Source organism: Paraburkholderia sp. RL17-381-BIF-C, from assembly GCF_046026435.1.
Classification (GTDB): domain Bacteria; phylum Pseudomonadota; class Gammaproteobacteria; order Burkholderiales; family Burkholderiaceae; genus Paraburkholderia.
This window is the reverse complement of record NZ_JARESX010000003.1, coordinates 34,396-58,444: the sequence shown is the minus strand read 5'-3', so window position 1 is coordinate 58,444 and position 24,049 is coordinate 34,396. Positions and strand designations below refer to the sequence as shown.

25 protein-coding genes are annotated in these 24,049 nt (G+C 59.3%); 11 read left to right on the top strand and 14 right to left on the bottom strand.

Annotation, left to right across the window (positions count from 1 at the left end; all coding sequences use genetic code 11):
* Nucleotides 1-33: 33 nt before the first annotated feature.
* The 4 genes from iaaH to P0D70_RS03205 all read right to left on the bottom strand — a co-directional run bounded on the left by iaaH (nt 34) and on the right by P0D70_RS03205 (nt 3,781).
* Nucleotides 34-1,488 (bottom strand): indoleacetamide hydrolase, encoded by a 1,455-nt coding sequence (gene iaaH, locus P0D70_RS03220; RefSeq protein ID WP_408182533.1) that lies wholly within the window; start codon nt 1,486-1,488, stop codon nt 34-36.
* A gap of 19 nt (nt 1,489-1,507) precedes the next feature.
* Nucleotides 1,508-2,422, bottom strand: coding sequence for a ferritin-like domain-containing protein (locus P0D70_RS03215; RefSeq protein ID WP_408182531.1), 915 nt, complete (start codon nt 2,420-2,422; stop codon nt 1,508-1,510).
* Between the two features lie 128 nt (nt 2,423-2,550).
* Nucleotides 2,551-2,766 (bottom strand): DUF6566 family protein, encoded by a 216-nt coding sequence (locus tag P0D70_RS03210; RefSeq protein WP_091807664.1) that lies wholly within the window; start codon nt 2,764-2,766, stop codon nt 2,551-2,553.
* A gap of 355 nt (nt 2,767-3,121) precedes the next feature.
* A complete protein-coding gene (locus P0D70_RS03205; RefSeq protein WP_091807666.1) occupies nt 3,122-3,781 on the bottom strand; it encodes an NADPH-dependent FMN reductase in 660 nt (219 codons plus the stop codon).
* A gap of 459 nt (nt 3,782-4,240) precedes the next feature.
* Here P0D70_RS03205 and P0D70_RS03200 point away from each other — a divergent pair, with 459 nt between their 5' ends.
* From P0D70_RS03200 to P0D70_RS03190, 3 genes are all read left to right on the top strand, one after another.
* The gene (locus tag P0D70_RS03200; RefSeq protein WP_408182527.1) at nt 4,241-4,942 is read left to right on the top strand and encodes a J domain-containing protein; all 702 of its coding nucleotides are present in this window, start codon (nt 4,241-4,243) and stop codon (nt 4,940-4,942) included.
* Nucleotides 4,943-5,212: 270 nt separating this feature from the next.
* Complete coding sequence (locus P0D70_RS03195) at nt 5,213-5,413, top strand: hypothetical protein (RefSeq protein ID WP_408182525.1); 201 nt, start codon at nt 5,213-5,215, stop codon at nt 5,411-5,413.
* A gap of 222 nt (nt 5,414-5,635) precedes the next feature.
* Nucleotides 5,636-6,160 (top strand): arsenate reductase ArsC, encoded by a 525-nt coding sequence (locus tag P0D70_RS03190; protein WP_408182522.1) that lies wholly within the window; start codon nt 5,636-5,638, stop codon nt 6,158-6,160.
* A 193-nt stretch (nt 6,161-6,353) separates the two neighbouring features.
* Here the strand turns inward: P0D70_RS03190 and P0D70_RS03185 are convergent, their stop codons facing one another.
* Nucleotides 6,354-6,686 carry an H-NS histone family protein gene (locus P0D70_RS03185; RefSeq protein ID WP_091807673.1) on the bottom strand — a complete coding sequence of 111 codons (333 nt, stop codon included), beginning with the start codon at nt 6,684-6,686 and terminating at the stop codon, nt 6,354-6,356.
* Nucleotides 6,687-6,860: 174 nt separating this feature from the next.
* Here P0D70_RS03185 and P0D70_RS03180 point away from each other — a divergent pair, with 174 nt between their 5' ends.
* Together P0D70_RS03180 and P0D70_RS03175 are read left to right on the top strand one after the other, a co-directional pair.
* On the top strand, nt 6,861-7,139 hold the full coding sequence (locus P0D70_RS03180; RefSeq protein ID WP_408182519.1) for a hypothetical protein: 279 nt from the start codon (nt 6,861-6,863) through the stop codon (nt 7,137-7,139).
* Nucleotides 7,140-7,448: 309 nt separating this feature from the next.
* A complete protein-coding gene (locus P0D70_RS03175; RefSeq protein ID WP_408182517.1) occupies nt 7,449-7,769 on the top strand; it encodes a hypothetical protein in 321 nt (106 codons plus the stop codon).
* A 114-nt stretch (nt 7,770-7,883) separates the two neighbouring features.
* On the opposite strand, the gene P0D70_RS03170 is transcribed toward P0D70_RS03175, so the two are convergent.
* Nucleotides 7,884-8,156, bottom strand: a complete 273-nt coding sequence (locus P0D70_RS03170; protein WP_408182515.1) for a hypothetical protein — start codon at nt 8,154-8,156, stop codon at nt 7,884-7,886.
* 384 nt (nt 8,157-8,540) lie between these two features.
* On the opposite strand from P0D70_RS03170, the gene P0D70_RS03165 reads away from it, so the two are divergent.
* Both P0D70_RS03165 and P0D70_RS03160 read left to right on the top strand, forming a co-directional pair.
* On the top strand, nt 8,541-9,788 hold the full coding sequence (locus P0D70_RS03165; protein WP_408182513.1) for an MFS transporter: 1,248 nt from the start codon (nt 8,541-8,543) through the stop codon (nt 9,786-9,788).
* A gap of 76 nt (nt 9,789-9,864) precedes the next feature.
* Nucleotides 9,865-10,575 carry a lysophospholipid acyltransferase family protein gene (locus P0D70_RS03160; RefSeq protein ID WP_408182939.1) on the top strand — a complete coding sequence of 237 codons (711 nt, stop codon included), beginning with the start codon at nt 9,865-9,867 and terminating at the stop codon, nt 10,573-10,575.
* A 210-nt stretch (nt 10,576-10,785) separates the two neighbouring features.
* On the opposite strand, the gene P0D70_RS03155 is transcribed toward P0D70_RS03160, so the two are convergent.
* A complete protein-coding gene (locus tag P0D70_RS03155; protein WP_091807682.1) occupies nt 10,786-11,070 on the bottom strand; it encodes a hypothetical protein in 285 nt (94 codons plus the stop codon).
* 356 nt (nt 11,071-11,426) lie between these two features.
* Here P0D70_RS03155 and P0D70_RS03150 point away from each other — a divergent pair, with 356 nt between their 5' ends.
* Together P0D70_RS03150 and lhpH are read left to right on the top strand one after the other, a co-directional pair.
* Complete coding sequence (locus P0D70_RS03150) at nt 11,427-12,548, top strand: branched-chain amino acid ABC transporter substrate-binding protein (RefSeq protein WP_408182510.1); 1,122 nt, start codon at nt 11,427-11,429, stop codon at nt 12,546-12,548.
* A gap of 33 nt (nt 12,549-12,581) precedes the next feature.
* Nucleotides 12,582-13,589, top strand: coding sequence for a trans-3-hydroxy-L-proline dehydratase (gene lhpH, locus P0D70_RS03145; RefSeq protein WP_091807687.1), 1,008 nt, complete (start codon nt 12,582-12,584; stop codon nt 13,587-13,589).
* 32 nt (nt 13,590-13,621) lie between these two features.
* Here the strand turns inward: lhpH and P0D70_RS03140 are convergent, their stop codons facing one another.
* Nucleotides 13,622-13,831, bottom strand: a complete 210-nt coding sequence (locus tag P0D70_RS03140) for a hypothetical protein (RefSeq protein WP_091807690.1) — start codon at nt 13,829-13,831, stop codon at nt 13,622-13,624.
* A gap of 516 nt (nt 13,832-14,347) precedes the next feature.
* Entirely contained in the window at nt 14,348-15,433 is a 1,086-nt protein-coding gene (locus P0D70_RS03135) for a hypothetical protein (RefSeq protein ID WP_408182507.1), read from the bottom strand.
* Nucleotides 15,434-15,523: 90 nt separating this feature from the next.
* Here P0D70_RS03135 and P0D70_RS03130 point away from each other — a divergent pair, with 90 nt between their 5' ends.
* Both P0D70_RS03130 and P0D70_RS03125 read left to right on the top strand, forming a co-directional pair.
* Nucleotides 15,524-15,799 carry a hypothetical protein gene (locus tag P0D70_RS03130; RefSeq protein ID WP_408182504.1) on the top strand — a complete coding sequence of 92 codons (276 nt, stop codon included), beginning with the start codon at nt 15,524-15,526 and terminating at the stop codon, nt 15,797-15,799.
* Between the two features lie 256 nt (nt 15,800-16,055).
* On the top strand, nt 16,056-18,155 hold the full coding sequence (locus tag P0D70_RS03125; protein WP_408182502.1) for an SIR2 family protein: 2,100 nt from the start codon (nt 16,056-16,058) through the stop codon (nt 18,153-18,155).
* Between the two features lie 92 nt (nt 18,156-18,247).
* Here P0D70_RS03125 and P0D70_RS03120 read toward each other — a convergent pair whose 3' ends face one another.
* Genes P0D70_RS03120 through P0D70_RS03100 form a run of 5 tightly spaced genes read right to left on the bottom strand, consistent with a single transcriptional unit; the run spans nt 18,248 to nt 24,034 of the window.
* Nucleotides 18,248-19,138 carry a TniQ family protein gene (locus P0D70_RS03120; RefSeq protein WP_408182500.1) on the bottom strand — a complete coding sequence of 297 codons (891 nt, stop codon included), beginning with the start codon at nt 19,136-19,138 and terminating at the stop codon, nt 18,248-18,250.
* Between the two features lie 5 nt (nt 19,139-19,143).
* Entirely contained in the window at nt 19,144-20,778 is a 1,635-nt protein-coding gene (locus P0D70_RS03115; RefSeq protein ID WP_408182497.1) for an AAA family ATPase, read from the bottom strand.
* A complete protein-coding gene (locus tag P0D70_RS03110; protein WP_408182495.1) occupies nt 20,759-22,969 on the bottom strand; it encodes a TnsB C-terminal domain-containing protein in 2,211 nt (736 codons plus the stop codon). Before P0D70_RS03110 ends, P0D70_RS03115 begins: the two co-directional genes overlap by 20 nt.
* Nucleotides 22,962-23,165 carry a hypothetical protein gene (locus tag P0D70_RS03105; RefSeq protein ID WP_408182493.1) on the bottom strand — a complete coding sequence of 68 codons (204 nt, stop codon included), beginning with the start codon at nt 23,163-23,165 and terminating at the stop codon, nt 22,962-22,964. The genes P0D70_RS03110 and P0D70_RS03105 overlap by 8 nt, the downstream gene beginning before the upstream one ends.
* A 23-nt stretch (nt 23,166-23,188) precedes the next feature.
* Nucleotides 23,189-24,034 (bottom strand): TnsA endonuclease N-terminal domain-containing protein, encoded by an 846-nt coding sequence (locus P0D70_RS03100; RefSeq protein ID WP_408182491.1) that lies wholly within the window; start codon nt 24,032-24,034, stop codon nt 23,189-23,191.
* Nucleotides 24,035-24,049: the final 15 nt, after the last annotated feature.

Sequence of the window (24,049 nt, the reverse complement as noted above, 5' to 3'; positions counted from 1 at the left end):
TTTTTTAGAGTTGTCGCGGAGGTTGTTTCGGTATCAGAGCAACGGCGCCGGCAGCGAGCCGAGGATCTGCTCGAAGGCGACGCCGATAGCAAGAAGGCGCCGGTCCTCACCGAGTGGCCCATCCAGTTCCAGTCCAACCGGCAGGCCGCCCGCCGTCATGCCCGCCGGCAGCGAAAGTCCCGGAATGCCCGAGGTGCTGGCCGGATCGGTGTTGCGCAGGAACGCGTCCATTGTGTCGATCGGCGGCGATCCGTCTATGGATACCGTCGACGAGCCGTTCACGTCGTCGATCGGCACAGCGGCGAGGCGCGTGGTCGGAAACAGCAGCGCGTCGAGGCGTTCATCGGCGAAGGTCGCGGCAACGTATTGCTGCAAGCGCGGCCGCCAGTCATTCAGCGCCGCGTCGTAGTGCTCGCCGAGGACATCGGCGAGTACGCCGTCGTAGATCGCGCGCACGTCCGGGCTCGCGATGCGGGCCGCCATGTCGACGACGGTTCTGACCGGCGCATCATTGGCGACGAGCCAGGCGAGCACGTCGTCGCGCGCCTCATGGATCGCAATCGGGCCGCCCACCATGCCATTCAGACCGTTCAACTCGCTCATTGCCACGGGCACGAACACCACGCCCGCCGCTTCGAGCCTCTTCAACGCGGCACGCGCGACGTCCTCCACCTGCCGCTCGAGCCCTTCCCACAGCGGCGCGGGCAAGCCGATGCGCAAGCCGTTCAGCGCGATGACCGGCAACGCGCCGGCGCCGGTGATCACGCCGTCGAGCAGCGCGATATCGGCGACGGTGCGCGCCATCGGCCCCACCGTGTCGCGCGTATGGCTGATCGGCACCACGGCGTCTGGATCGTGATAGCGCCGCTCGGCGCCGCCGTTGCCGACCGACGGACGAAACCCCACGGTGCCCGTCAACGCGGCGGGGATGCGGGTCGAACCGCCCGTGTCGGTGCCGAGGCCCGCCGGCGCAATACGCGCGGCAATCGCCGCCGCCGTGCCGCCGGACGAGCCGCCCGGAATCAGCGTGGGATCGTAGGGATTGCGCACCGGCCCGGCGTGCGAGGCGAGGTTCGTGCTCGTAATGCCGAATGCCAGTTCGTGCATATTGGCTTTGCCTAGTATGATCGCGCCCGCGTCGATGAGCCGCTGCACCGAGGGCGCATTGGACTTCGGCACGAAGCCCGCGAGCGCCGGGGTGCCCGCCGAGGTTTGCAAGCCGGCGGTGTTGATGTTGTCCTTCACGACAATGGCGAGGCCTGCGAGCGGCAAGCGCGCCTTGTCGGCCGCGGGCAGTGCGTCGATACGCCGCGCGGCGGCGAGCGCTCCGTCGAGCTCGAGCGTGGTGAGCGCATTGAGGCTCGAGAGCGCCGCCGCACGCGCGAGCAGGGTGGCCACATAGTCGGCGGCTTTCAGGCGGCCGGACTGGATCGCGGCAACGGCTTGCGTGGCGCTCAGCGCGAGTTGTTCATCAACGGTCCATGTCATGGCCGGTGTCTCCTTCGTCTTATGTCGGTGTCCGGCGCGAGGGTTTCATGAAGCGCAGCGCGAGATGCGCGAGCGTCGGCACCAGCTTGGGACGCAACAGTCTTGCATCGTAGCCGCTCATGCGCCGGTCGTTTTCCGCGAGGCACAACGCGAACAGGTCGCGCGCGTTCATGGCTTCGCCGATCACGCCGCTGCTCGCGGGAAGAAAATTCGAATCGTGCGCCATGCCTTCAGCGTCGATACCTTTCGCGATCGCCACACGCTGCCAGACCAGCACCACCCAGATCGCGGCTACGCGCAACGCGTGCCACGGTCTGCGCCACAGCGGCATGGTGCGGCGATGCCACGCCACCCAGTTGATGAAAAACAGGATGTGGCGCGCCTCTTCCTGAATCACGGGCTCGAAAGTCTCGACCAGCGCCTCGGGGAAAAAGCCTGACTGCTGCGCCGAGCGGAACAGCCCGAACGCAAAGAAACTGTCGGTGCACTCGCTATAGCCCGTGCGCATCCATTCCCACTCGGCGTCGCGCGGGACGGGATAGGGTGGCTCGGGTGCGATCTCGATTCCGTAGGCGGCAATCAGCTTCGAGAGCACGTGCTTGTGACGTGCTTCTTCGTCGCCGTCCATGGTGATCGCTTCGCGCAGCAGGGGATCGCTCAATTGCGCGGCATAGGTATGCACGGCGATCGACGCGCGGCCTTCGGTCTGCACCGCGATGTCCCAGATCGGCAGCGCGCACAGCCGTTCGAGCGCATCCGGCGGCAACGCCGGCCAGTCGATCACGGCCGGCTTATAGGGGTTGTGGGTTTCAAGCAGCATGCGGCAAAACATCTGCTTGTGCGCCTCGGAACCGATCTTCACGCGGGCGGGGCCGTGGAAGGTCCAATGGCGCAGGGTGCGGTCTTCGGCAACATCTGTCAGTGTGTCGGACATGGCAGGCGTACAGAGGGCGAACTCGATGTGTCGCCTATTCTGGCACAACCCTTCAAATTCCGACGTCGAGCGGCGCACGCCTCGCGGCGCCGCTCCCGACGCGCATGATGCGCTTGAAGCGAGAGGCGTTACTGGTGGTTATCGATCCACATGCGTCCCCAGCGGAATGCGTAGGCAAGAGCGTGCTCTTCGTCGAAGAAGTAATCGAGCGCGTCGAATGAATACGCCTGAGCGTGGCTCGCGGAAGTTTTCTCGATGGTCAGGTTGGCGGCGAACAGGCCATTGGGAAGCTGTTGTGCGGCCGGTGCAACTTCATAACCCTTGTAGCGAATATGTGCGTTCATGATTTTTGACAGTCAGTGTCCCCGCGTGCGTTGCGAGAAGGCCGGCTCGTCGGACGCAACCCGTAGCGTCACGCGGCCGGTAAATCAGCGGGCAGGTCAAGCGTAGGCCGCGCTGCGCAGCGGGTGAACCAATCAATCGTCGTTAGCAAATCAGCAGGCAGGTTAGGAGTAGCCCCGATCGGATCATATGCGCTGTGTTCGAGCACACTATCCGGCGTTGTGGATCGCGGGTCTGTTATGTGCCGCACGGTTTGCACGAACGACGACGACCGCCGTGGCCGCCCGGGCGGATCCACGGCGTCGTGAGACGGTAGGCAGAGAAGGGAACTAAACCGAGGGAGTTAAACCGAGGGAATCAAACCGCGTGCAGCAGGCGTGCGGACGGCGTGTCCTTGAGCGCGCTGCCGATCGGCGCGGCGTCCGGCGTGCGATGGGCGTTGAACGCCAGCGCGAATTGCGCGGCTTGCTGGCCGACCGTGGCGAGCTGATCGACGACCTTCGCGTCGGAACAGGTGTCGACGGTATCGAAGCGCGTTTCCAGCGTGTTGATGCCGGCGCCGAACGGCGTGGGCCAGCCGCGCAACGCGTGAACGATCGAGCGCAACGACGTCAGCACCGAGCCGGCGGCTTGCCAGCCGTAAGCCGTGACGATACAGCCGACCGCGCGGCCGTCCAGATACGGGCGTTCGTCGGCGCGCAGTTCTTCCAGCGTGTCGAGCGCGTTCTTGACGAGACCGGATACGCCGCCGTGATAGCCGGGCGTGGCGATGATCAGCGCGTCCGCGTGGCGCACGGCCTCGATCAGTTCGAGCTGTTCGTCCGTGCGGTGGGGCTGTTCCGGAGCATAGTGAGGCAGGCTATGCAGGAAGGTGCCGCCGAACAGGCGGGTGTTCGCGCCGGCGGCTTGCGCGCCGCGCAACGCGAAGCCGAGTGCGCGCTCGGTCGACGAAGCGGCGCGCGTCGTGCCGCCAATGCCGACGACGAGCGGCCGGCGAGAATGATCGAAACTGGTCAACGAAATGCTCCTTCGGTAGCGGCTCACGATGCGCCGGCGCGGGGCTGCGCGCAGCGGACCGGGGCGAACCGGACTTTGAAGTGTCATCTTAATGAGCGCGGGGCGCGGCACGAAGCGACTTTTTGTTCTAACGATATAACCGCGCGGCGTGTTGGCGCAGTGGCGGTGCGCCCGCCGCCGGCACGGCGGGGCCATGTAACACGCCCTGCAATGCACTTGAGGCCGCGCCGGATAAGCATATGGCGAAGCATTGGTTGGGCGCGCGACAACGGGCGGCTATGATCGAATCGTCTCCTCCATGACATCTCCTTGACATGGGATTCGGCCTCGCCACGCCAGTGGCGGGGCCTTTTTTTATCCTGCGAGCGAGCAGCGCCCGCGCGGACCGCTTCACGATAAAGCCGTTTTTTGCATGCTACGATGGTCCGCGAAGCGAATCACCGCGAGGTCGAGCAAGCAATGGCAACCCTTTATGACACCCTCGGCGTGCCCACGCACGCCACAGACGAAGAAATCAAGCGGGCCTACCGGAAGGCCGCGATGAAGTGGCATCCCGACCGAAATGGCGGCGCCGAGGAAGTTGCGCGCGCCACCTTCCAGGAAATCAAGGACGCGTATGCGATCCTCTCCGACGCCGCGCAGCGCAAGGTGTACGACTCGGTCTACGCCGAGCAGATGCGCGGCTGGGAAGCGCAACGCGCTCGCCAGCAGCAGGCCCGCGCCGAGCGCGAAGCGGCGGCGCGGGCCGCTGAAGAGGCCGCGTATGCGGAGATGGTCTCGCTAGCGATGCGTTTCGCCGATGATGGCCACAACCGCGATGTGCTGTTCGGCGTGCTGCTCGGGCGTCGCTGCGAGGCGCGGCGAGCCGCGCAGATCGCGGATAGCGTGTCGGCGCTGCAGATCTCGCGCCGTGAAGCTGCGAAGGCAAAAGCGAACGCGGCGGCCGATGGGGTCAATGCGCCCGAGGCTGCCGATACTGCCGATACTGCCGATGTATCAGCGCAGCCCGAAACCACGTCTGCGAAACAGGACGGCGCGACGCAAGCCGCGCAGGCCAACCGCACCGCTCCTGACAAGCGTGCGGAACCCGCAGCCGAAGCTCATCCGGCGGGTGTCTTCGAAGGCTTGTGGTTTCAGTTTCTCAATGGATTGCGGTTTTAACCTGTCGCGTTTCGGGCCGAGTTTCGGGCCGAAACAGGAGCCCTCGAATCGCAGCCATGTGAGGAATAGCGCCTTGGCCGCTAGACCATAGAGGTAGACCGAATTGATATAGAGAGCGGGCTTTAGCGCCCGAATTTGCGCTTCTAGAATCAAAGACATGGCCGTGGAGTGCGAGGTCCGATCACGGCAAGTAAGAGCGATGCCTGCTCATTGCCATGCGAACCGCTTCGCTCGATTTCCACGCAGTCGATCCCCAGAGGCACGACGGCCATGTTCACTTTCATCGTAGTCGTTGCGGTGGCGGCGTTTATTCCCTACGTCGCGGCACCCGGTATTGCCAATGGCGTGAAGGCGATCAGCACGCCCCCCGCGGCGATGTTATTCGATACTCCGCCCGCAGCGGCGGCCGGCGGAAGCGATGCGGCCAACCGGATCGTGTCCGGTCAGCGCGAGACCGACGCTTCCGTCTGAAGCGCGCGCGTTTCGGTCGCTCTCGAATGAAGGCTCAATGAAAGCTTTGTGCGTGCGCTGGTACACTTCGGGCCGGCGCAACGCACGGTGTCCGTGAATGAAACTCCCCTGGTACAAATTCTCGTGGCGCAACAAATTTGATCATCGTAGTGTCACGAGGGCGCAAGACTGAGCCGGCAGAATTGCAGATAGAACCAAAAAAATACAGGGTACGGGGTAAGCGTGACCAGAAAATATAAGGTGCTGTTTCTCTGTCGCGAGAATTCGGCACGCAGCATCATCGCCGAAGCTCTATTGAGAGAGCTGGCGGGACACCGGTTCGACGCTTTCAGCGCGGGGCCGGAGCCGGCCGCCCGGGTTCATCCATTCGCGGTCGCGCAATTGCGGCCAGGCATCTCGGATCTCGGCGTTCTCAGCCCGAAAAGCTGGCTCGAATTCACTGGGGAATGGGCGCCGCGCATGGACCTCGTCATCGCGCTGGACGAATCCGTCGACGCACGCCATGCGCCCGCGTTTCCGGGTGCACCACCGTCGTGCATCTGGAATTTCGCCGATCCGCTCGCCGTGGAAATCTCCGAGTCCGAACGCGTGCGCCTGTTCGACAAGGTGTTCTGGCAAATCGTGCGGCAGGTCAGTGGGTTTATCGAACTGCCGGAATACACAACGCCGCCATCGGCCACGGTCAACGCGGCATCGATTTGCGCGCCCATCGTTTCGGCGCACGGCGCCACCACTTGCGACGCGTAATCGCTAACCGGTGCCGCTGCGGACACGGCTGCGCTCAAAGCAAAACGTCACGCAAGGCCACCGCACGGATTGCGCGGAAGTCAGCGGGTCGCCACCGACTGCATGCGGTTAGCGCGCGAAGCCAGGTCTTTCATGGCGTTATGCCGCTCGATCATTAGCATGAGCCCGCACGGTGCGGTGGCTCAGCGGTGGTTCAGCGATTGTTCGAGCGCGCGAGCGGACTGCCTGCGAACGGATCGTTTTGCCAGTCCACACGTTTTTTCGGCTGCGGCGCGGGCGCCGGCGCCGGCGCGGCCGACAACTCGAAGTGATCGATAGACTGCCCCGCGCTGATGGCCTGTTTCAGCCACTGGGGCATCTCGCCCTGGCCGTCCCAGCTATCTCCGGTCGCGCTACGGTAGCGTTCGCCCTTTTTCGCTGCCGGCTCGGACGCCAGTACTGCAGCAAGGTCTTCTGGTTTGATACCAAACTCTTCCATGCGGTGGCGGAGATACGCAATCATGCTATCTCGCTTCCTTTCGTCCATAAGATATTCGTCCTTCTAAAGCGTCCAGCGTTCTGTCAATTACAGATTGCAAGGGGAAACCGCGACAGCATCGAGCCCATATAGATGGGGACGGCCCGCGGTGTGGTTATCGATTGAAGGAAATCCAAAGGCAGCGTCTGAAAAAACGTCGTTCCCTATATCGCGGCGCAGCATATGGCCGAACCCGCCGCCTATCAAACCAGGTTATCAGTCAATGGATATTCGAGCAGCTCCGCTGCGCGGCAGATAAGGCTGGATAAGCCTCATGCCCACAAGGGAGGAAACGTTATTGACGATGCATTGATTGCGGATGACCGGTTTCATCTCCACGCTCCGTCTCTCGCCGGTGCCTCGCGCGGGGCCGATTATTTACGTTATGCCAGCATCATAACGCACTGTGTGGCCAAAGCACGTGCAGGGTCGATTGATTTTGTTTCAAAAGCACGCTTTTGAACTTGCCCGCCGCGTTGGACCACGCCGGGTGTTCCGCGATTGAATTCCTGAGTGGCCGAGCTATAAAGAAACAGCGGAGCCAAAATCCGCACTTCCAGCCTGCGACGACTGATTCCGGCCAGTAGCGGGAACGCGTCCGACCTCGGTTGCAGGTCTGGCAAGGTGTTACCCGTTTAGTTCGATGACTCGCCGCAGCAGTTCGCATCGACATCGACTCGTCCGCCAGCCCTATCGGGCCGCCGGGCGTCTTTTCACGGACCGATTGTCTGGAGGACGAGAACTGCTGCGCCGGATTCAAGGAGTCTGGACATGAAACTACGATTATTGATGGCGGCGGCCAGCGCCATGCTCGTTCTCGCGCCGCAAACGGCGAGCGCGCAGGAGATGCAAAGCCCGCAGGCCGCCGGACTGTCGAGCAGCGCGCTGATGCAACGGAACGCGAACGAATCGGCGCAGGCGACGACCGATATGTCTTTCGGCGAACCGGCAGGGGGCATGAATGCCGGCGCCCAACCGGTGCAGAACGTGTCCTATGGAGGCGTGGCAGCGGGGCAATCGGAGGCGGGAAGCCGGCAAAGCCAGCGATGCGCTTCTTCCGGGCCGCAATGCAGTGTCTATTTTGGTCAATGACAGATTCATCTTTGAGTTCATCTTTGGGAATGCGGTGTGCATTGCAGGCATCGCATTCCCGTCACTTCCCTGTCGCTTACCATTGCGCTGTGCTTGTTGCTTAAGCGAGCGCTCTTATGCGAGCGACATGCCGTGTAGCGAATGATCGGCGCGTTCGCGTAGACGTCCCATCATCGCATCGAGATCATGGCCCTGCACCGTGGCGCGTTCGGCGAAACCACGGAATTCATCCAGCAGTGCGCGCCACGACGCATGCCAGCGCGTTTCCCTGATGCACGTTCCCGCTGAATTGGCGATGCGCAACACGCCGTTGTCCGGATAAAAGGTGACGGTGACCGGCATGCCGTCGATCACGCAAGTGGCGGTGCAGGGGCGGGTGCTAACCATGGGCGTTGTCCTCGTTGTGATAAGCGGTTGAAAGCGCGTTAAACGCTGACGTGGCCTTCAGCAAACGCTGTGCCCAAACGTGCCCATTTGAATTCGCCAGAAATCGAAGCGTCATGCTCGCGCGGGTTGCAGGCGCAAGCGCCGCACGAATAACCCCACGCGTGACCGCAATTTTCCGGAGTCGTCAGCGGGCGATTTAATACGATGTTATGGTGTATTCCATTCGGGTTTTCACCCGCTAATCTTCCAGACTGCACTCGCATCGCTGCCGGCAAGCAGGCCAATATGGCCTGCTTTTTTCATCGTGCCTGCGCTTTGCGAATGGATTAGCGCGGTGTGGCCGCTCCAATCCCATCTGTTGTTTAGAGACTCGCTAACAATACTATGTTGATCGAAGATACTCTCCCGTCCAGCAGTGCCTCGCTGGACGACGGCGCCCCGTCGTCCCTGCGATCGTGGCTTGCCGTGCTCGCCGTCGCGGTCGGCGCTTTTGCTTTCGTCACGACGGAATTTCTACCGGTCGGACTGTTGCCGCGGGTCGCCGCGGAACTCGGCGTACTGCCCGGCACGGCCGGCCTGATGGTCACCGTGCCCGGCGTCATCGCGGCCATCTCAGCACCTGGCTTGATGCTGGTGGCGGGGCGCATGGATCGGCGGCGGGTATTTCTTTTACTGACAGCTTTGCTGCTCGCTTCGAATCTGATTTCGGCGTTTGCGCCGAATTTTCTCGTCATGCTGCTCGGGCGCGCGCTGCTCGGCGCTGCATTGGGCGGTTTCTGGACGCTGGCCACGGCGGCGTCGGTGCGGCTCGTGAAGCCGAGAGATTCGGCGCGAGCCATGGCGACGATCCTCACCGGCGTCACCTGCGCAACCGTGATCGGCGTGCCGCTCGGCACGTTCATCGCGAGCTTTGCGTCGTGGCGCGAATCGTTCATGGCAACCGGCGTGCTGGTCGCTATCGCGCTCGTCGCGCAGTTCTTCTTCGTGCCGTCTTTGCCTTCGGAGGCCGCGTTGCGCCTGCGCGACCTGGTGGCGCTGCTGCGCCGGCCGCATCCGCGCCGAAGCATGTTGATGGTGGCACTCGTATTCGGTGCGCACTTTTCGTCGTACACGTACATCACGCCTTTCCTGCTGCACAACGCGAATCTGGACATGTCGACGATCACGTGGCTGCTGCTCGGCTTCGGCATGATCGGTTTCTTCTCGAACTTCGCCGTTTCGTCGACGGTGACGCGCAACCTGAAAGTGTCGCTAGCCGTGATGGTTTCGCTGCTGCTGTTCGCGCTGGTATCGCTGCCACTGCTTCAGCATTCGACGATCGGCGTCGTGGCGCTGGTGCTCGCGTGGGGCATTTCGTTCGGCGCGTTGCCGCTTTGCTTCAGCATCTGGATTCAGCGCGCTACGCCCGACTCGCCCGAAGCAGGTTCGGCATTGTTCGTGAGCATCATTCAGGTTGCGATCGCGCTCGGGTCGCTGGTGGGCGGCGTGGTGGTGGACCATGTGGGTATTTCCGCCGACTTCATGCTGGGCAGCGGTCTCGCGTTACTGGGGCTCGCCGCGCTCGCGAGCTTCGGCCGCAGTAAGCAGACTGTCGTGGCTGAGGCGTTGGCTTGCCCCGCGTGCACGGACTAATGATCGGCGGCTCGGCACAGTCTCAATGCGTTACGGTGATATTCTTGCGCCGCTTACCCACCCGATCCAGGTCCTGATGCGCTCTACTATCACCAAATGGCTGTTTATTATTTACCTGCTCGGTAGCGGGACGCTGTATTCCATTGTCATTCTGCTGCTGTTTCCCTTCGTTGGGCGGGCTGGACGATACTGGCTCGCGAAACAGTGGTGCCGTGCGCTGGTTTTCGTCATGCGCTGGCTGCCCGGCGTGTCATGTTCGATCGAGGGGCTCGAACATCTTCCCGACGGCCCCGCGATCATTCTGTGCCGTCATGAATCGACTTGGGAAACGCTCGCGTTTCTCGCGCTGATTCCACGCCGCATCAGTTTCGTGTTCAAGGAAGACCTGCTGCGTATCCCGTTCTTTGGCTGGGTGCTGCGCGGTCTCGACATGGTCAGCCTGAACCGCGGCTCGGCCCGGCAGGCTCACCAGGCTGTGACGAAGGAAAGCGCGGAGAGGCTGGCTAAGGGCGATGTCGTCGTCATTTTCCCGGAAGGGACGCGGGTGCTTCACGATGCCCCGTTGAGAATGACTTCGGGCGGCGTTCGACTGGCGTGTGCGACCGGCGTGCCTGCAGTTCCTGTGGTGTTGAACGCGGGTAAGGTCTGGCCGACGAAAGGCTGGCCTGACCGACGCGGGCATATTCGCGTGGTTATCGGGCCAGCGCTCTCGCCTCAGGAGATGACGCAGCAAGAGTTGAGTCATGCCGTTCATGACTGGATGAAAAACGAACTGGAGCGGCTCTGACGATTCTCGGCGCTGACTTGCGGTCGTGATCGTTGGCCTGCAGTTTCGGCGTTGACTCTCAGCCCAGACTCTCAGTCGAGACTCTCAGCCGAGACTCTCAGCCGAGACTCTCAGCCCAGACTCTCAACCCGGCCGCGCCCCAGATCGTCTGGACACTCAGCACCGGACGCGCAAGCCCGCCACGTCCGGCACCAGTGTCGCCGTGAATCGTTACTGCCCGGTCTTGGTCGACTGGGCGCCGTCGTCCGGCGACATGCCGGGCATGGTGGAGGCGCCGGTGTCGGCATGCTTTGTCATGTCGCCGGGAACCCGGTTCCAGGGGCTCGAGATGGGCTCGCTGTGGTATGTCATGCCTGATGTGGCGGCGCCGTGAGAGCCGCCGCTGCCGTTTCCGCCATTGCCATTGCCTCCAGCCTGAGCAACCATAGCGGCGCACGCACAGAGCGATGCGACACCAACCCGCGCCAGCAGGACTTTGAGCGTTAACTTTTCCATAATATTTCTCCAGCGATTCCGGCGCATGCTTCAGCACGCCCCGAAGCTTCATCTACCGCTAAAGACTGACTGATTGCGCAGCGGCGAAGCGCAAACAGCTGCTCGGGTCTGAATGACGCGGAAGTACGCCGCGTTCAGCCGCAAGCCACTGGTCAACCATGGGTCAGCGCCGGAATTAACAGAGCGGCGCTGGAGCCGGATATCCACCGGCTTGGCTGATATACGCGCGATAGTCGTGGCTGGATTCGAAAATTACTCGCGACGTGGTCCGAAAGTGGCCGCCGTTCTGGGCGTTAGATTGAATTGGCGCCGAATTGAGCATATGGTGATTGCTCCCCAGTCCAATCGGAGTTCGTATGCGACGTCTTGCAATGACTGCGGCCGCATTGATGGCCGCTGGTTTCACCCTGTCCGCGACGGCCCAGGTCGTCGTCACCATCGGTCATTCGGCTCCGCTCACGGGCCCGCAAGCGCCGAACGGCAAGGACAACGAGAACGGCGCGCGGCTCGCCATCGACGAACTGAACAAGGCAGGAGTAAGCGTCGCCGGGCAGAAGGTCACCTTCAAGCTGGATTCGCAGGACGACCAGGCCGACCCGAAAATCGGCGTGCAGGTTGCGCAGAAACTGGTAGACAGCGGCGTCGTCGCTGTCGTTGGACCGTACAACTCGGGCGTGGCGATTCCGGCCTCGCGCGTCTACAACGCCGGAAACGTGCCGATGCTGCCCGTTGCATCCAACCCGGCGCTGACCAAGCAGGGCTTCAAGAACATCTTCCGTATCGGCGCGAGCGACGAACAACTCGGCGGCACGATGGGGCAATTCGCCGCGAAGACGTTGAAGGCCAAAACGGCCGCCGTGATCGACGACCGCACGGCCTACGGTCAAGGCGTGGCGGAGCAGTTCACGAAGGTTGCCAAGGCGAACGGCATTCAGATCGTGGACCAGGAATTCACCAGTTCGTCGGCCACCGACTTCCTCGGCATTCTGACGAACATCAAGTCCAAAAATCCTGACGTGATCTTCTTTGGCGGATACGCGGCGCAAGGCGCGCCGATGGCCAAACAGATGCGCCAGCGCGGGCTCAGGGCGAAGCTGCTGGGCGGCGACGGAATCTGCTCGGCCGACATGGGCAAGGTTGCCGGCGACGCGGCGTCGATCGTCTACTGTGCCCAAGGCGGCATTGCGCTGGAGAAAACACCGGCCGGTCGCGAGTTCCTGCAAAAGTACAAGGCCGCGTACAACATCGATACCCAGGTCTACGCCGTGAGCTACTACGACGGCGTGAAGTTGCTCGCCGACGCCATGGTGAAGGCCGGCACGACCACGGACAAGGCGAAGCTGACCGCGCAACTCGCGAAGGAGAACTATAAGGGCGTAGCGGGCACCTATTCATTCGACGAGTTCGGCGACCTGAAGGGCGCGCCGACCACCGTGTACACGATCAAGAACGGCTTGCCGGTTCCGTACGGTCAGTAACGGCAAGCGACCCAGCCACTTCACGAAGCAAACATGAAAATTTCACGCACGATCCAGACTGTCGAAGTCCACACCGGCGGAGAGGCATTCCGCATTGTCACCAGCGGTTTGCCGCGTCTGCCTGGCGACACGATCGTCAAGCGGCGCGCGTGGCTGAAGGAAAACGCCGACGATATCCGCCGGGCTCTGATGTTCGAGCCGCGTGGGCATGCCGACATGTACGGCGGATATCTGACGGAACCGGTCAGCCCCGGCGCTGATTTCGGCATCATCTTCCTTCATAACGAGGGGTATAGCGACCATTGCGGCCACGGCGTCATTGCGCTGTCGACGGCGGCGGTCGAACTGGGTTGGGTGCAGCGTCAGATACCCGAAACGCGCATCGGCATCGATGCGCCGTGCGGCTTCATCGAAGCCTTTGTGAAGTGGGACGGCGAGCACGCGGGCAACGTTCGCTTCGTCAACGTGCCGTCGTTTATCTGGAAGCAGGACGTGACCGTAGAGACGCCGTCGTTCGGTTCGGTGACCGGCGATATCGCATTCGGCGGCGCGTTCTACTTTTATACCGACGGAGCGCCGCATGGTCTCGAAGTGCGGGAATCGTCGGTGGAAGAACTCGTGCGCTTCGGCGCCGAAGTCAAGGAGGCGGCAAACAGGGCGTTTCCCGTCGAGCACCCGCATATTCCGGAGATCAATCACATCTACGGCACCATCATTGCGAATGCGCCGCGGCACGCGGAGTCGACGCAAGCCAACTGTTGCGTGTTTGCGGACCGTGAGGTGGACCGTTCACCAACCGGTTCCGGGACCGGAGGACGGGTCGCGCAGCTTTATTTGCGCGGCAAGTTGGGCAAGGACGACACGCTGGTGAACGAGTCCATTATCGGCACGGTGTTCAAAGGGCGTGTTCTGAGCGAGACGACCGTGGGTGATTTCAAGGCCGTGATTCCGGAGGTGGAAGGTAATGCTTTTGTCTGCGGCCTGGCAACCTGGCTACTGGATGAGCGTGATCCGCTCACCTATGGGTTCCTTGTTCGATAGGTCAAGCATCAGGCGGCAGCGGCGGCGACCGCTCAATGGGCTGTTTCGATAACGCTCCAGATTCGTTCGTCGGAATCACCGGCGAATTGTCTGGCGATAATGGCCCGGCATTTGTCGCAGCGGTAGTGCTCGAGAACGAGCGCGCCGTTGCGCTCCGCCACGCCAATCAGGGTGAGGTTTTCCTGCCGTTGAACATCGACGGGCCGGCCGTCGATATCGGAGCATCCATCGCAGACTTTCATGGCGCCTCCTGACGTTCGCATCCATCGTTCAAAAGAAGCCCGCGCGAAGCGGGCGAAGACTGATGCACCCGCTGAGGAGACGACGCGGGCCAAGTCAGTATCCGGCGCGATCGGACGGTTGTGCAAGTGCAAAAAAATAAACTAAAAAGGGGGCGACCACACAGGGTGGACCGTTGCCCGCGCGCGATTTTCGCGTGATTCACCTTGCCGCCGACACTGCCTGGTCGGGCAGACCGGCACTTGCGCACCTACTCGCGCAGTCTGCCCGCTCTGCGAAAACGGTGCTGGTTGCTCGTAAATAAAACCTGTCCTGACTGGACGAGCTATCTTTATGATTCTAAAAGGTTTGTAAAAAACACCCGCGAGCTCGCGAGCAAATGCATCTGGCCTGATTCGTCGCAATGCTGTCCGCAGATTAGTAAATCAAATCTGGCCCGAGCGTATCGGCACCATCGCTAGGCGCCCCACCGGCGTTGGCCGCGGTGAGTGTAGCCGTTCAAATCGGCCCGGTTTTCATCACTCGGAGGGGCGCTTGATGTCATTGTCTTCTGGTTTACTAGGATGTAGAGATGCCGCCGCCTTTTCATCGGGTCCAGGGCTTTTTCTAAGCTTTCGAATGATTCTCTCGACTTCGTTCCAACGGCCAGATACGCAGTTGTTCCGATAGAATGAGCTGACTTTCGCCGTCGTGCCATGGCTCGCATTGACAGCCATCCAACCGCTGCCTGAACCCAGCTTCACGAGGATGGCGCTCACAAGTGTACGTATCTGTTCGTCGGTCCTCTGTCGCAGGTGTGGGGAAAAGAGGTGTTTGATACTGTGCCATTCCCACTCTGACAGTGCCCAGCCATTCGGACCTTTTTCAATGTCGGCTTTTATCAAACGTGCCTTTGGCGCGACGCTTCCGGCTTTCGGTCTATGACAGAATTGATCCGGCTGTATCCCAGCCCACTCAAAGGGGCGTTCCATCGGCTGGAATAACCTGATGCTCAGGCTAGAAACCGCCAAGGTGCTATCGGAGAGCACGCCTCGCAAGTGCAGGTGCGCCTGCACTTTCGGCATAGTCACATGGACTAGTCCTCGAGCCGCGCTACTGTAAACGGAATTCCACGCATCTCTCGCGGAAGGAAAGCAGTAAAGCCAGCCAAGATTTGCCAGAGCCGAATCGGACGGGACCCTGTGAGTCCTCGCATACCGTGGAAGTAGTCGCACAGTCACGGTCTCAGCCTCGGGGACCGGCGCAAGCAGCAATTCCAGCGCCGACGGCCGATAAAGGTATTCAAATAATGTCGCGTTTGGTTGAAAAAGCCCCTTGCTAACAAGTATTGCCGGCACCAGGAACCGAAGCCCGTTGTAACTGAAACCATAGACCGTGTGTCCGCCCGCCAGGTCAGCGTCCAGTCCAGCCAGCTGCAAATATTCGCTAGCGTCCGTAACTTCCCATTCATGGAGTCTTGTTACCGCAGACGCTTTCGTCCGACGCGCAAGCGGAAGCTGGTGCTGCCAGATGGATTGCATATCCATCCACTCAACCACGCCTTTTTCTGACACGAGCCTGCCATGCAGACGGCCGTGAATCCGTTCAACTGACTGCAACCACATATTTTCTCTCCAAGGACTTGTTGGAGCGTGTAGCGAGTGGCAGAACGTAGGGGACGATTCTGAATTTTTCAGAAGATCGAATCTGAAAAAATGAGAACAGTAATCACGCGTATGCGAGAGGGCGCGTCGGCAACGGTCATTCTTATAGAGCAAGCACGACCTGCCCGTGAGGCGTTGGACGCGATGATTGATGAGCGCAAAAGGGCGAAGCGTGGCCGCCACTCGAAGATCGAGCCGCATTCGCCGATTGTCGCGCTGGTAATTCTGCCGCATGTCGTTGGCTCGCTGGCAGATGTTCATGCCGTCGCGATGCGCGGATGGTCCCGGACTATGATTGGATACGCACTGAGATTGATGAGCGGCTAGCCGACATGCTGCTCGATCCGCTCCCGGATATCCTCACCAATGACTGAGAGTTTGAGCTATGCCACCTTAAATGTGGCAGGGCGATGCGCGGTCGCAAGACCACCTCCGCAGAGCAGCCGGTGGCAAGCGTCTTTGGGAGAGCAGAGCTGGCGGCGCTCGACGGCGACGCAAAGAAGGAGACGCCAAAGGGCGAACACCTGATCGTGACGTGCACTAAGCTAGAATTGCCGAATTCGTCAAAAGGCTTGGTGCGACAGTGAGCGATTCAGATATTCGGTTTCATGGTGTTGATGTTCTCCTTGATCGTCTGATCCACGCTCAGCGAGAGGTTGTGTTCTTCTTCGGATCCGCTCTTACAATTCCCGAAGCCGAGGATGCACCTGGGGTTCCCAACGTCGCGGGCGTGGTCACCCTTGTGGAGGAGGCATTAAGTGACTCCCCCGGGGCGCTCGGGCCAGCGCATGTGTCGAAAGACCCCAGCGAAGCTTATCGAAACGCTTTCGCTGAACTACAGGGGCGTCGCGGACAGGACGCAGCCAATGCCGTCATTCGACGAGCTGTACTCCAGGCACGTAAGCCGCTTCCGTCGGGTAAGCCGGACGCCGCCGTTTCAAACTCGTACGGTCCACAGGCTTCAGGTGCATTGGACGACGATACCAAAGGGTGGCACCTCCGTCCGTCTGTAGTCGCACTCGGGCAACTGCTCGCTAAGCGCCCTGGGCACATCGGACGGACAGTGTTGACCACGAACTTCGATCCGCTTATCCAGGTCGCTGTCCGAGCTGCGGGGGAGACGTATTTTCGTACTGTGCTAACGGTAGATGGGACGATTGGCCAATCGCAGGGTCCCGGCGTTGAGGTCGTCCATTTGCATGGATATTGGCATGGCTCCGATACGCTCCATGTGCCAGCGCAAATCGGGCAGGCCAGGCCTCAGTTAAAGCGCTCGCTGGAGAAGCTACTACAGAACCGGACGTTGGTAGTAATGGGCTGTGGGGGATGGGACGACATTTTCATGTCAAGTCTGGCAGACTTGGTGACTGATCCTGGGCTGAATCCAGACGTCCTTTGGGCATTCTACGAATCGGACCCTTCCAAAATTTCAGAAAAGTATAACCACGTCCTGGCCAAGCTTGCCGCTGCGGTCGCGCGCTCACGCGTGCAGTTCTACGCCGGCGTTGACCTTCATACGTTCTTCCCTCGCTTGTGGGATCGACTAAAGGGTTCGTCTGACGCAGAGGACCAACAACGCGTTAATGACCTAATGGAGCGACTTCAGGATCTTGATCCCGAACTACGACGGAAAGTAGTGGAGCAAACAGATCCCTCGCTCGTTCAGCGGGTCGACGAGCTCAAGGCTCAACAAAGCGTACTTGAGAAGCAATTGCTAGACGCACAAGTCTCGTCGCGGGAGCAGGTCAACGAGCTTGAGGCAAAGGCGGCGCGCCTCGGATCTGACCTGGAGGAAGCACAATCTTCGCTAACGTCGACGCACCTTGCTTTGATGAGCGCCGCAGTGAAAGACTTGTCGTGGTTGACCGCAATTCGGACTCGCATGATGCCGAAGCAACCGGGACGCGTGCCGTTCCATCACTCGAAGGAAGTCGCGATGCGCGGCTACAAAGCGTCTGCGGGCGGGCAGCGTGTCGTCCCGGTATTGAAAGAGGTTACGTGGTCACGGGTGCCCGATACCGAGAACGGGTTGCATCGTGGTTATAAAGCAGCGATTGTATTTAAAGGTGAGGATTTCGTGCCAGGCGTCGTTGTCGCGCACCGTCGTCGCAGCGAATTTGGGGTTCCGTCTGACGGCGGGCATCTCTATTGGCAACTACCGACTATCTATTTTGGCGACTACTTGGAACTGGCATCGAGCGATAACGAGCCAGAGGCACAACTGAGCTGGCGTGGATATGAGTTCCAGTTGAAGAATCCAGAGGGGCACGTCTCCGAATGGGTTCTCTTCACATACCCTTTCAACGATGCTCTACTCGAGAATATCAGGGTTGAGTCGATTAAAAAGGGCATGGCCTTGCTCGATACCGGAAAGGCTGTCGAAGCAGTCGAACCCCTTCGAAAAGCGTGGGTATTTTCTGATCGGATGCTTGGTATGCAAGCAGAAGCGACGCTTAAGATAAAGGCGCTGTGGGACCGTGCCATAGACGAAGCTGCGCTGTCGAAGCTGCGGTTTCGCGCCGGCGACATGCTGAGAGTAATATCCGGTCCGCACGCCGGAGTTACGGGAACTGTTGAGAAACTGAAGCTGCGGCATGTCCATGCTTACGTCATCACGCCAGCAAACGGGGGCGAGTCGATTCAGGCCTCCGATGCGCAGGTCGAAAAGACCACCACTGACTAGGAACGCACCGCCTAGAGATGGCACTTCTGCCTCGATATGGCTGTGTTCCTGGTCTAGGGCGGAATCGTCGCCGATCCGCTGTACAACGCGGTTCACGACTGAGCCGCATGGTCCAGCAGAAATGATCTGAGCAGAATGAGGCGCAATTGCAACTGCATGGCGGGCCGTCGGCCGCGAAGCAGCTCTACGGGCCAAGCGTCTGACGAGCACGTCAAGAGAGGTAACCCCAGCTCTTCCAGAAGACGTGACCCAAAGTAGTGCTCAAAATCAATCGCCAGCTGGTTGACCGATTTCGCGCGTGCGCCGTATTCGTATCCACGGCTTGTTGCCGCATTCTGGCAAGATTGCAGACAATAGTCCCACGCGTTGATCTCGCACCTTAACGCGGCCTTCACCTCTGATGCCAGGTCTCGCAAGGTCGGTTCGCTGGCCGGCCAGCGGCGTCTGTCAAAATCCAGCTCGTGAGGCAACCGATTGTGTTCTTGAGTGATCTGTGCCAGCAGAGGCACGTGCGAAATTAACAATGGTGATCCATGGATAGGACACACCAGCACACCTGGCAATGTGTGAATTCGGTGCCAGTAGTCTTCCCCCCAAGTCGTCCTGTCGTGCCGTTGACAAACCTCGCACGACCGGCGAAAGGATAGGGCGCTAATGTGGGAGGGGAAGGTGGATCGAAGACGCAGGCTGCTTCCAGGTGCATCCGAATCCAATATCTGTGCTTCGAGGATGTCTCGGCGCGTCGAGTCAAGAACTATGGACACGTAGGGAAAAACGGTGTGCTGCCAGAGCACCTCGTGTGCAGACATGCCCGTAAGGCGTGCGATGGCAGCAATCAAGCTGGGGTAAATGAACGATGGAACACTATCCCCGCCTTCTGAAAGAACGGCGATCAGCGCACGCGGTGTCACCGCCAAATGATGACAAGCCCGGATGAAGAGGCTACCCAGCAGTTCATCCGGGTAGGGCTGCGGGAAGTACATCGTAGCTAGACGAGGTCGAGGATATCGTCGAGGCGACGAGCTGCGCCGATGGTTTTCAGATGACTGAAGACAGTGCCGCCGTCGCGCTTCGCTGAGCGAATCGCATTGCGATAATCATCAGGAGCCAGTTGGACGAGTTCTTCGGGCGTTTCCTGTGCCTTTTTTCGAGCCGCCTTCGGAGGCTTTGCCAGCTTGAGAGCAGCAGACGCGCCTTCGACGACGCCAGTGACCTTGCCCTCATTCTCGACTTTTTGCGCCATCGAAACTGCTCGGGCTTCATCAATGCCAGCTTCGACAAGAACCCCACTCACGCGCGGAACGAACGCGGCGTGACCAGGTTTGATTTCAGCGCCGCGTTGTCGCACGCCCTCATACGAATTGAGCGCATCATCGAGCAATGAAGAGAAATGGAGCGGCGCGATGTCTTCGAACTGGTTCAACGCGTCCATGTCATCCTCGCGGATGGCGTCAAGCATCGGGGCGACGCGCACGAGCTCGCTGTTCATTACCTCAGCGAGGGTATTGACGGAAAAGGTTTCTGTGCCGTCAAGCATCGCGCGCCATTGAGCACAGGCGAAAAGCTTGATAGCAATGTCGGGAATGCCTTGGGAGCAATCGAACATGTAGTTTGCCAGATACTGATTAAGCTCAACCGGATGCTGTATCCATTGGAACGGCCATAGCGACGCGAGGAAGTCCTCCCATTCGCCGGGCTTCTCAAGGTCGCCGCTTTGTTTCAGGGCAGTCCACACCGGGAAACCGGCTGCCGAGCTTCGACGTCCACTGCTAAAGTCAATGCCAAGCACTTTGACGGCTTTATTGGTTCCAACAAACACAATTGGAACCTTGAGTTCGTTAGAAGCCGTGACGAGCGCGGCCATCAAAGTCGTTTTGTTCCGACCTGCGTTCTTCAGGTTGTGAATTTCGTCCACTACCAGCACGCCGACAAAATGGTTGTGCATTACGCGCGCCGCATGGTTCAACAGGGTTTCGCCTGTGCCAGGACGTTTGAGATACAAGTCATAGTAATCGACGTCCGGCACTAACTGATCCAGCTTGCGGATAATGGAAGCGGCCAGCCCCTTCACCGAAATGCCGTCATGGGGGCATTCGATATGAATGTACGGGATCTGCGTTATCCCGAATTTTGGATGATAGATGCCTTGAGGATACTGGGAAAAGATTCGTCGAATGGTCGTTGTCTTGCCGATTCCGGACCACCCGATCACTGCCGCAGACAGCTGCGCCTCCTGCGGCCGCGAAAAGTCACTCAGGAAGGCTCGTCCTTGTTGCTTTGCTTCATAGAGCTGCTGATACACATGAACGTGTTCAGCCGACCGCGGTGCGCGGTCAACATATCCGTTCCGGATAAACGTGTCAAACGCTCGGGCAAGCTGAATATGGCGCTCAAGAGGACTCAGGAATCTGGACAACTGCGAGACCATATGAAGCCGGTCGCTCGTGGGCCAATCGCGCTGCTCCATCGAGAACTGTGGCAGGTCGAACAGATTTTCCATCAGCTCCTCATCGGTCGGCGCGCGAGGCAGCGCGCAGATGAGCGGGTTGTCGCGAAAGTGGGGTATGCGTTGCTCGACATATCGGGCTTCAACCAGATACGGGTTATTTATTGACGCGTTCATTAGTCTTCTCCATAGCTTTTCGCCGAAGAATCTCGGCAACGGACACTTTCGCAGGTGCTACCGGTTCAGTTTGCATGCTCCCAGTTTCTGACAGGCCAGCAGTATTTCGATTGGTGTTGTCGTCATTGCTGGCACGCGAGACCAGAGGGATGACGTTGTTGGGCGCACTCGCAGGCGTTGCTGCCGGCATGACAACTTCGTTCTGGCGCCGCAGTGTTTTCTCCGCCTGACGTGCCGCGGCTGTGTCTGCTCGCCGGGTGGAACGTGCGGCACCCGCAGTTGCCACTTTGGCAGCCTTGACAGCGGGCTCAGCAATTTGGCGGATGTGCCGCGCCAGATTCACCCTTTCCTGAAGTTTGTTTTGTCCTTGCGACTTATCGAGCCTACGTTTTTCAGTAAAAATGAACTTTACTTCGGCGAACGAGTAGCCAGCGTACTGTTTGCTGTCGCCCTTCAGTTGACAGCTAAAGCTGTCGCCATGCGAACCGTAGACGATGATGGAATCAACGAGCCGGGCATCGTAAGAGTAGCTAACCTTAAAGTTTCCGTTCACTCCCGCAGATATCATCCATTGTTTGACAGCGTTGTCGTCACTCTTGTAGAGCAGTTCTTCAACCTGGATGCCTTCCTGGGTGACGGTTCCCTGACTACGGGGAAGCAGCTGTTTTTGCAGATATTCATACGGATATCGCGAAACGGACCCGGTGTTATTGGCAATATCTTCATTCCACAGGGCCCGAGGAATGGCGGGCGTACCGGCAAGGATATGTTCCGGAGAGAGAGGGTAGCCTTCCATAACGGTTCGATTGTGTCTAACTATCGATTGAAGGATGTTGGATATGAATTCATCAAGCGTTAGCGCGGCGTCGAGGGGGTACTGAACCGCTCGTCGCTTCTTGGAGTTAAAAGGTGGATCGTATCCAGGCATTTCATCTTTTATGGATTGATGCGTCAGCTTGAATCCGCACTCAACTAATCCCTTCCGGATCGGCAAGAGGCTTTGAGTGTTTGAGATGGTTGACTCCATGCCATCGCAGATGCGATCGCTATTTTTTGATGCCATCTCGCCACGGTCACCTACAAACCTTGCTGGAAATACGCCGTCTGCTGGCCAATCGGCCGGGTCATACTCCACGCCGTATTTTGCGCAGAGCGCTCTTTTGTCGGTTGCAATGCTGAGGATGGCCAGCATGGCACCAGTCCAGGACGCGTTCTCCAATCCTACATAGAAGCCAGTGCATAGACGGCTCTTGCGGTCATAGATGAGATATAGCGTAGGTTTGCCGATAATGCTCGCCCGATTCGCCATTGCCACGAGAAAGACATCAGCGATTGTGGCGTCTATTTCGTAGATGTGACCGACGCCGTAGACTCCTTCCTGCGATGTCCCGAAGAACGCGTCGTGTTCGCGTTCAAACTCCTTGTCGCCCTTTTTGCCACGTAGCGTTTCCTCAATGGTGAAGTGCTTTTTCAGCACGCCACGCAGTTGGTGGATGGAGGGTCTTTCTCCCTCTGGCTTGAGAAGAGATTTTCCGTTACCGTCGACGAATGAATAGTGCTTTTCACAAAGTTCGGCATAGACGCCGGTGAGCGTTCTGAGCGCCTTTTTTATAAATTTCTTCTGGATGATTTGCTTGCAAAACTTAACGTCGTCTGCACTCATCTGAAAGATTGCGTATCTCTCATCGTCGGGACGTCGCCCCTTGCCACTGGTTCCAATTGCGTTTCTCTTTTCACTGGTTGTGTAGCCCGGTGTGAGAACGATTTTGCTTTGGCCTTGTGACCACCACAGATTCAGGTAGCGATAGACTGTTGTCTTTGATATCCCCAGCTCATTAGCCCTTTTCCGGACGAGTCGACTCCTTTCCGCTTCATGGAAAATTCGTGTGTTCTCAGAGTCGTCGTCGTTATACAGCAATGGCCTGATCACTTCGTAGGCCGCTTTTGCGCGATCCTGCGATCTTTTAGGATAAAAGGCGAAATCGGGAAGCGTTCGTCTGCTTTCCGTATTGTCGGCGGTCTGGTGTTGACGCAGCACGCCAAAGTCTCGTTCGACTGGCCATTGATGTGCTTGCGAGATGTTGATTACCCATCCGTACTCGGGCCCCTTCGTAGGCTTGAGTACCCGGTACTGACAGCCGTCGGCTGCTTCGAAGACGTCATTCTTGTACAGCATGGCAGATTCAGGCATTCAGATTCGTGGAACTGATGGATTCCAGCAGGAACGCCTGGAATTGTGAGAGTGACATCGCGTGGGAGTCGGACAGCGGGGCTGCCAGATTTTCCGACAGCCGCGCACCTGCGTAAGGTGTAAGGACGGGACGGAAGCTACGCAGAAGCTCCACGACGCGCGGCTTCAGATAAGCAAGATTGGAAAGGGTTGCCATTTTAGAAATCCTGGTGTTTGCGTTTATAGCGAAGCGACACGCGGCAGGTTTGCATCGGGTGTGCAAACGAAGCTGTTAAGCGGCGCCGACTTCAAGTCGGGATTGCCGATGTCGCCTTTCAGGATGTGCTCCCACATCAGCATCCCGGCGACACGGAGCCCATCACCCGGTGCCATTTGATGGCGGAACTCGAACGAAGAGCAAAATTTGTTCAGGGGCATGGCATGTGTGCCGGCTGACAGTTCGCGCGCCATCTGGGTGACCTTGTCTTGAAAGAAACCGGGGTAACGCTCGATTTCTCCTTCCTTCAGGCTCGTGGAGCGCATCCATTCGATGTTCTTTACCTTTTCCATCGGCAGTTCTGAATGAAAAACCAGGTGGTGGGGCACGCCGCGGCCCGCAAAATACTCGCGGGTGATCTGCAACTTCGCGATGGAGTTTTCGTTTTCGGCCTCCTCCGAGCGTTTGCAGTCAAAAGCGACAATGCGCATGTCATCTGCACGTTCATCAACCCCGAGAAAATCAACGGTCATTACGGTTGGAACGTGCGTCCCGGGGTAGTGCGGATGCCGGATTCGTAGCGCCTCCGCAATCTGCAGCGTGACCTCACGTTCAAGCGGATAGCACTCGTAGACCTGCGTGAACTTTCTTGAGTGTTCGAGCAACAGAAAGGTGTGCCATTCGACGTCCGAAAGCATGTGAATCGACCGTCCAAACGCTTGACTGAAGGAGCGATGGAGGGTCCCAATGGAAGCTACGTCGTGAGCTCCGAGCCAGGGCTTGTAAGCAGCCCCGTCTCCCGAACCATCTCCTCGCCGTTGCTTCTTCGCAATGACTGCTTCCGTCCAAACCTGAATGCCTTTTCCCATGACTGCCTCCCGAAT

What these genes read in the sequence shown, in the direction of transcription:
- P0D70_RS03135 (WP_408182507.1), bottom strand. Translation starts at nt 15,433, where the DNA reads ATGTGGTTGCAGTCAGTTGAACGGATTCACGGCCGTCTGCATGGCAGG.
- P0D70_RS03195 (WP_408182525.1), top strand. Translation starts at nt 5,213, where the DNA reads ATGTTCACTTTCATCGTAGTCGTTGCGGTGGCGGCGTTTATTCCCTAC.
- P0D70_RS03115 (WP_408182497.1), bottom strand. Translation starts at nt 20,778, where the DNA reads ATGAACGCGTCAATAAATAACCCGTATCTGGTTGAAGCCCGATATGTC.
- P0D70_RS03120 (WP_408182500.1), bottom strand. Translation starts at nt 19,138, where the DNA reads ATGTACTTCCCGCAGCCCTACCCGGATGAACTGCTGGGTAGCCTCTTC.
- P0D70_RS03110 (WP_408182495.1), bottom strand. Translation starts at nt 22,969, where the DNA reads ATGCCTGAATCTGCCATGCTGTACAAGAATGACGTCTTCGAAGCAGCC.
- P0D70_RS03200 (WP_408182527.1), top strand. Translation starts at nt 4,241, where the DNA reads ATGGCAACCCTTTATGACACCCTCGGCGTGCCCACGCACGCCACAGAC.
- P0D70_RS03155 (WP_091807682.1), bottom strand. Translation starts at nt 11,070, where the DNA reads ATGGAAAAGTTAACGCTCAAAGTCCTGCTGGCGCGGGTTGGTGTCGCA.
- P0D70_RS03100 (WP_408182491.1), bottom strand. Translation starts at nt 24,034, where the DNA reads ATGGGAAAAGGCATTCAGGTTTGGACGGAAGCAGTCATTGCGAAGAAG.
- P0D70_RS03170 (WP_408182515.1), bottom strand. Translation starts at nt 8,156, where the DNA reads ATGGTTAGCACCCGCCCCTGCACCGCCACTTGCGTGATCGACGGCATG.
- P0D70_RS03130 (WP_408182504.1), top strand. Translation starts at nt 15,524, where the DNA reads ATGAGAACAGTAATCACGCGTATGCGAGAGGGCGCGTCGGCAACGGTC.
- P0D70_RS03165 (WP_408182513.1), top strand. Translation starts at nt 8,541, where the DNA reads ATGTTGATCGAAGATACTCTCCCGTCCAGCAGTGCCTCGCTGGACGAC.
- P0D70_RS03215 (WP_408182531.1), bottom strand. Translation starts at nt 2,422, where the DNA reads ATGTCCGACACACTGACAGATGTTGCCGAAGACCGCACCCTGCGCCAT.
- lhpH (WP_091807687.1), top strand. Translation starts at nt 12,582, where the DNA reads ATGAAAATTTCACGCACGATCCAGACTGTCGAAGTCCACACCGGCGGA.
- P0D70_RS03140 (WP_091807690.1), bottom strand. Translation starts at nt 13,831, where the DNA reads ATGAAAGTCTGCGATGGATGCTCCGATATCGACGGCCGGCCCGTCGAT.
- P0D70_RS03185 (WP_091807673.1), bottom strand. Translation starts at nt 6,686, where the DNA reads ATGGACGAAAGGAAGCGAGATAGCATGATTGCGTATCTCCGCCACCGC.
- P0D70_RS03105 (WP_408182493.1), bottom strand. Translation starts at nt 23,165, where the DNA reads ATGGCAACCCTTTCCAATCTTGCTTATCTGAAGCCGCGCGTCGTGGAG.
- P0D70_RS03210 (WP_091807664.1), bottom strand. Translation starts at nt 2,766, where the DNA reads ATGAACGCACATATTCGCTACAAGGGTTATGAAGTTGCACCGGCCGCA.
- P0D70_RS03150 (WP_408182510.1), top strand. Translation starts at nt 11,427, where the DNA reads ATGCGACGTCTTGCAATGACTGCGGCCGCATTGATGGCCGCTGGTTTC.
- P0D70_RS03160 (WP_408182939.1), top strand. Translation starts at nt 9,865, where the DNA reads ATGCGCTCTACTATCACCAAATGGCTGTTTATTATTTACCTGCTCGGT.
- P0D70_RS03175 (WP_408182517.1), top strand. Translation starts at nt 7,449, where the DNA reads ATGAAACTACGATTATTGATGGCGGCGGCCAGCGCCATGCTCGTTCTC.
- iaaH (WP_408182533.1), bottom strand. Translation starts at nt 1,488, where the DNA reads ATGACATGGACCGTTGATGAACAACTCGCGCTGAGCGCCACGCAAGCC.
- P0D70_RS03180 (WP_408182519.1), top strand. Translation starts at nt 6,861, where the DNA reads ATGGCCGAACCCGCCGCCTATCAAACCAGGTTATCAGTCAATGGATAT.